This is a genomic window from Streptomyces sp. UNOB3_S3, from assembly GCF_020740895.1.
Lineage (GTDB): Bacteria > Actinomycetota > Actinomycetes > Streptomycetales > Streptomycetaceae > Streptomyces.
Genome location: NZ_JAILXP010000404.1, coordinates 1 through 6,193, shown reverse-complemented (window position 1 = coordinate 6,193; position 6,193 = coordinate 1). Strand labels below are relative to the sequence as shown.

Below are 6,193 nucleotides of genomic sequence, written 5' to 3'. Positions count from 1 at the left end.
GTTTTGGTGGCGACGTTGGCGGGGTGGCGGGCCAGGGCCAGACCGACGGTCCCGCCGTCGGGGCGGGTGTGGTCCAGCGGGACGGCGATGGTTGTGACGTCGAGGCCCGTCAGGGCCGGCTCGTCGGCGGGGGTCCAGGTGGGGCGCACGGGTTCCCCTCTCGGGTGGGTTCCTGGCCCCGGTCCCGCCCTTTCACCGTTTCCCGGGGCTCCGCCCCCGGACCCCGCGCCTCAAACGCCGGCGGGGCTGATCTCGGCGCGGGACCGGGGCACTCTCAAGGCCTGATCTCGTACAGTGCGTTGAGCGGCGTCGGCGGCGTCAGCTGCCGTACCGACCGCAGCCCGGCGTCGGCGCACAGCGCGCGCAACGCCCCCGCCGGCAGCCCCAGCATCCCCGGCGCCCTCCCCTTCGCGGCCAGCGAGACCGGCACGCTGTACAGCACGCTCGCCCCGTACAGCAGGGCGGCCGGCGCGCCGCGGTTGTCCGTGGCGCGCTCGGTGCCCGCGCTCTCCAGGAGGAGGAGCACCCCGTCGTCGGCGAGGGCGGCCCGGACCGCGCGGAGGGCCGCCGCCGGGTCGGGGGCGTCGTGGAGCACGTCGAGGGCGAGGACGAGCGCGTGGTCGCCCGTGCCGGGCAGCAGGTCGGCGGCGTCGCCGTGGACGAACTCCACGCGGCCGGACACCCCGGCGTCCGCCGCCTCCCGGCGCGCGCGGTCGACGTTGAGCCGCAGCGGGTCGTAGCCCGTGCAACGGGTGCGGGGGTAGGCCCCGGCGATCAGTACGAGGGCGTGGCCGGCACCGCTGCCCAGGTGGGCGACGCGGGCGCCGGCCGCCAGGCGCCCGGCCAGGCCGTCGACCGCCGGGATCCACTGGGGGAGCAGCAGGGTGCCCAGCCAGCTGGCGCTCATCCGCCACATCGTCCGGTAGAGGGCCTCGGGGTACGCCTCGCGCGGGACGCCGCCGCCCGAGCGGAACGTCTCGGCGACGGGCTCCAGCATCCCGGCGAGCGCGGGGACGAGCCCGGCCGCGCCGCCCAGGAAGAACGGCGAGTCGTCGCGCGCCAGTACGGCGGCGTGTTCGGGGGACAGGGAGAAGACCGGGTCTTCTCCGACGTGCCGGACGTCCAGGTAGCCCGCGCCGAGAAGGCCGAGGAGCCATTCGCGGACGGGACGCTCGTCCAGGCCGGCACGGGCGGCGAGCTCCGCGCTCGTCGCCGGGCCGCCGTCGGCGAGCGCGCGGAAGAGGCCCAGGCGGTCGCCCAGGGCGACGAGGACGCTGGTCATCCCGCCGCTCACGTCGTCCAGGAAGCGGCCGGCGAACGCTTGCACGGCAGTGCTGTCGCATCCGTCCATGGCGCCCGACTGTAGTGAACGGCCCGGAGGGTCGCCTTCTCCCAGGTTGCTCACGCCGGTGGCGGGCCCATTGCTACCATGAAGTGTAGTAATGGGGGCGGAAGCTGAGGGTGCGTCATGAAGGGCAAGCGGAATTACGGGCAGTTCTGCGGACTCGCCGCCGGGCTCGATGTCGTCGGCGAGCGCTGGGCGTTGCTCATCGTCCGGGAGCTCCTCATCGGCCCGGCGCGCTTCAACGAGATCCTGGGCAATCTGCCGGGCCTCGGCCCCAATCTGCTCTCCGACCGGCTGCGGGCGCTCGCCGCGCACGGGGTGCTGGAGTCGGCGGCCGTGCCCGGCGACGGGCGGGGCCGGCGCTACCGCCTCACCGAGCGCGGCGAGCAGCTCAGGGAGCCCCTGCTGGCGCTGGCCCGGTGGGGGATGGCGTTCCTGGGCGAGGAGGAGGCGCGCGGCGGCGCCGTCCGTGCCTCCTGGGGCATCCTGGCCGTCCAGGCGATGATCCACGGCCGGCCGTTGCCCGGGACCGACGAGAGCTACGAATTCCGCGTGGCCGACGAGACGTTCCACATCGAGGTGGCCGACGGGCGCGCCGTCACCCGGCGCGGGCCCGCCGGCGCCCCGGCCCTGGTCGTCGTCACGGACGCCGAGACGTTCGTGAGCATCGGCGCCGGGATGCGCACCCCCTTCGAGGCGCTGATCTCCGGCCGGCTGCGGATCGAGGGAGATCCGGAGGCCGCCCGGCGCTGCGTGGAGTTCATGGGGCTGCTGGACGCCGCCCGGCCGCCCGCCGCGACCGCCCCGGCGGTGCCGGCCGCCCCCTCAGGGGAGCCGGTGGCGGCCGCCGCCCCGCCCGGCTGACGAACAGGGCGGCCGCACGGGCCGGTCGTCCCCGAGGAAGGGATCACCGTCGTGAGCGACGCACTGACAGGCACCACCGCCCTGGTGACCGGCGCCTCCAGCGGCATCGGCGAGGCCACCGCCCTGGCCCTCGCCGCCGAGGGCGCCCGCGTCACGCTCGTCGCCCGGCGCGGCGACCGCCTCCTGAAGGTCGCCGAGGCCGTCGAGGCGCTGGGCGGCCGGGCGTTCGTCGCCGAGGCCGACCTCGCCACGGAGTCCGGCGCGGTGACCGCCGTCGAGGCGGCCCTCGCCGCCCACGGACGGCTGGACGTCGTCGTGAACGCCGCCGGGGTGCTGCTGCTCGGCCCCGTCGAGGGCGCCCCCACCGAGGAGTGGCACCGCATGGTGGGCGTCAACCTGCTGGGCACCGCCCTCGTCACCCGCGCCGCCCTGCCGCACCTGCTGCGCGCCGCCGCCGACGGCCCCCGGCGCGTCGCCGACGTCGTCAACGTCAGCTCCATCGGCGGCCGCGTCGCCACGCCGAACACGGCCCTCTACAACGCCGCCAAATTCGGGGTGAACGGCTTCAGCGAGGCCCTGCGCCAGGAGGTCGCCCGCCGCCACGTACGGGTCTGCGTCGTCGAGCCCGGCTTCGTCGCCACGGAACTGCCCACCCACTCCCGGCCCGAGGTGCTCGCCGCCCTCGCCGACGGCTTCGACCCCGGCACCCCGTTGCGCCCCGAGGACGTCGCCGGGACGATCGTCCACGTCGTCACCCGGCCCCGCCACATGGCGATCGGCGAGGTGCTGCTGCGCCCGGCCGGGCAACTCCGGTGAACGGCGGCCGGGACCGGGCGGTCTTTTCGGCCGAATCCCCGGAGCCGCGAACCGGGTGTGTTGACCGTCACTTCCACAACTGATAGCAATACGCACTGTGTTCGAGTCCGGTCGCCGACCCGCGCCGGAGAACTCCCCGGCGGCGCACCACCCTTGAGGACAGGACGGGGGTCGCACATGCCCGGAAAGCCTTCAGCTCCGCCCCGCTCGCGCACCCGTGCCCGGCCCGGCCCCGCGGCCCCCCGCTGGGCCCGCCGGCTGTGCCTGCGCGAGGAGACGGCCGATTTCGCGGTCCGCGGCTTCCCCTGCGACAGACCGGAGAGCCGCCGGATCCTGGAACGCCACGGCCGTTCCTTCCTCACCGGCTTCAACACGGCCCTCACGGCGGCCCCCGCCGCCGTCCAGGAGCGGCTGACGGCCCTCGACGCCGTCGAACGCGGCTTCGCCTACGAGGGCGCGGGCATGGCCTGCGCCCTCCTCGACACCGTCGCCCTCACCCGGGGGCGCCGCGTCCGCGCCCTGCTCAGGGGGCCCGGCCGGGACTACGTCCACCTCGTCCACGTGGGCGCGGGCTGGGCCCTGGCCAAGGCCCCGCTGCCCGGGGCCCGGCGCATGCTCGGCCTCGACCCGCTGCTGGGCTGGCTCGCCCTGGACGGCCTCGGCTTCTCGCACGGCTACTTCGGCGGGCGCACGGCCGTGGCCCGGCTCGCCCGCAAGAGCCCGCCCCGGCCCGGCGGCACCGTACGCCACCAGGGCCTCGGGCGGAGCCTGTGGTTCGTCGAGGCGGCCGACCCCGACCGCATCGCCGACACCGTCGCCGCCTTCCCCGAGGACCGCCGCTCCCACCTGTGGAGCGGCGTCGGCCTGGCCGCCTGCTACGCCGGGGGCGCCACCGACACCGAGCTGGACCGGCTGCGCGAGCGCTCCGGGCCGTACTGGCAGCACCTGGCCCAGGGCGCCGCCTTCGCCGCCGAGGCCCGCCGCCGGGGCGGCCACATCCCCGAGCACACCCACCGGGGAGTCCTCCGGCTCGTGGGCGTCGACGCGGTGACGGCCGCGGGCTGGACGCTGGACGCGGAACGGAAGCTGCGCGGCGACGGCAGCCTCGGCGACTTCCTCGCCTGGCGGGCCCTGATCAGCGGGAGCGCGCTCGCCTCCCGCTGACCCCTCGCCTGGACGCCCGGCCGGCCGATTACGGAGGGAACATGCCCCGCGTGCCCCGCATCGAGTGGCGAGCGCTCGCCGCGCCCGTGGTCGCCGTGGTGATCGCGTCCTGTCTGGGCGTGGCGGCCGTCCGGCCCGGCACGTCGGCGGCGGAACGGGACCGGCTGGCCGAGCGCTTCCGCTTCTCCACCGAGTACCTCAACGGCGACCCCGCCGGGGCCCGCACCGAACGGCGGGTGCAGCCCGCACTGCGCCGGATCTCCGCGTGGATCTCGGCCGTCGGGGCGAGCGCCGCCGTCGGCGACATCGCGGGCACCGGCCGCGACGGCGACGTCTGCCTCGTCGACCCCCGCGACGACTCCGTGACCGTCCGCCCCCTGCCGGGCTCCGCCGGACGGTACGCCCCCTTCACCCTGACCCCGGACGGGCTGCCCTGGAACCCGCGCACCATGGCCCCCATGGGCTGTGTCACCGGTGACTTCGCCCAGAACGGGCTCACCGGCGTCCTCGTCTACTACTGGGGCCGCTCCCCGGTCCTCTTCCTGCGGAGGACCGGCACCGACGGCAAGCCCGTCGCGCCGTCCGCCACCGCCTTCCACGCCACCGAACTCGTCTCGCCCATGCGCGTGTGGAACACCACCACCGTCAACCTCACCGACGTCGACGGCGACGGCCACCCCGACGTCATCGTCGGCAATTACTTCCCGGACGGCGCCAAGGTCCTCGACACCGAGGCCGCCGACGACCCCCGGATGGCCATGCAGGACGGCATGTCCAACGCCCGCAACGCGGGCAGCACCCATGTCCTGCTGTGGCACTCGGGCCTGAGCGGGCCGCGGCCGGAGGCCCGCTTCCGGGACGAGCCCGACGCCCTGCCCGCGGGCGTCCGCCACGGCTGGGCCCTCGCGCTGGGCGCCCAGGACCTCGACGGCGACGGGCTGCCCGAGCTCTACATCGCCAACGACTTCGGCCCCGACCGGCTGCTGGTCAACCACTCCCGGCCGGGCCGGCCGGCCTTCTCCCTCGCCGAGGGCCGCCGCACCTTCACCACCCCCAAGTCCAAGGTCCTCGGCCACGATTCCTTCAAGGGCATGGGCGTCGCCTTCGCCGACCTCACCGGACGCGGCGAACCCGACATCCTCGTCAGCAACATCACGCTCCCGTACGCCCTGGAGGAGAGCAACTTCGTCTTCACCCGTAACGGCCCGGTCTCCGACCTCGCCAAGGGCGTCGCCCCCTACCGCGACCGCAGCGAGGACCTGGGCCTGTCCCGCTCCGGCTGGTCCTGGGACGTCAAGACCGGCGACTTCGACCACAGCGGCACTCCCCAGATCCTCCAGGCCGTCGGCTTCGTCAAGGGTGGCACCAACAAATGGCCCGAGCTCCAGGAGCTCGCCATGGCCAACGACAGCCTGCTGCACTCCCCGCTGAGCTGGCCGCGCGTCAAACCCGGCGACGACCTCTCCGGCGACGCCGGCAACCGCTTCTGGGTCCGCAACGCGGACGGCCGCTACACCGACCTGGCCCGGGCGACCGGGCTCGACGAGAAGGTGCCCAGCCGCTCCTTCGCCCTCACCGACGCCGACGGCGACGGACGCCTCGACATCGTCGTGGCCAACCAGTGGGGCCGGTCCGTCCACCACCGCAACACCGGCCCCACCGCCGGGCCGTACCTGGCGCTCCGCCCGGTCGTGCCCGCCGCGGTGCCGGGCGGCACGGCCACCACCCCGGCGATCGGCGCCCGTGTCACCGTCCGCACCGCCGACGGCCGGACCCGGACCCAGCAGCTCCAGCCGGCCAACGGGCACACCGGCGTCAACAGCTCCGAGCTGCTCTTCGGGCTGGGGGCCGGAGCCGACGCCGCACGACCGGTCGCCGTCGAGATCACCTGGCGCGACGCCACCGGGCCGCACCGGACCACCCGGTCCCTGGCGCCCGGTGCCCACACCGTCGTCCTCTCCTGAAGAGGTGCCCCGTGACGACCACCGCCCCCGCCTCCCAGGC

The 6,193-nt window shown here is 75.6% G+C and carries 5 protein-coding genes; 4 read left to right on the top strand and 1 reads right to left on the bottom strand.

Translation table 11 applies throughout. From position 1 onward, the window contains the following. Positions 1-274: 274 nt before the first annotated feature. Positions 275-1,351, bottom strand: a complete 1,077-nt coding sequence (locus K6I33_RS30140; protein WP_229357719.1) for a bifunctional 2-polyprenyl-6-hydroxyphenol methylase/3-demethylubiquinol 3-O-methyltransferase UbiG — start codon at positions 1,349-1,351, stop codon at positions 275-277. Between the two features lie 117 nt (positions 1,352-1,468). Between K6I33_RS30140 and K6I33_RS30135 the strand changes: the two genes are divergently transcribed. From K6I33_RS30135 to K6I33_RS30120, 4 genes are all read left to right on the top strand, one after another. Beyond that, complete coding sequence (locus tag K6I33_RS30135; protein ID WP_229357718.1) at positions 1,469-2,209, top strand: winged helix-turn-helix transcriptional regulator; 741 nt, start codon at positions 1,469-1,471, stop codon at positions 2,207-2,209. Between the two features lie 51 nt (positions 2,210-2,260). Then, positions 2,261-3,025, top strand: a complete 765-nt coding sequence (locus K6I33_RS30130) for an SDR family NAD(P)-dependent oxidoreductase (RefSeq protein ID WP_229357717.1) — start codon at positions 2,261-2,263, stop codon at positions 3,023-3,025. 177 nt (positions 3,026-3,202) lie between these two features. Further along, entirely contained in the window at positions 3,203-4,189 is a 987-nt protein-coding gene (locus K6I33_RS30125) for a DUF1702 family protein (protein WP_229357716.1), read from the top strand. 41 nt (positions 4,190-4,230) lie between these two features. Then, complete coding sequence (locus K6I33_RS30120; protein ID WP_229357715.1) at positions 4,231-6,153, top strand: CRTAC1 family protein; 1,923 nt, start codon at positions 4,231-4,233, stop codon at positions 6,151-6,153. Positions 6,154-6,193: the final 40 nt, after the last annotated feature.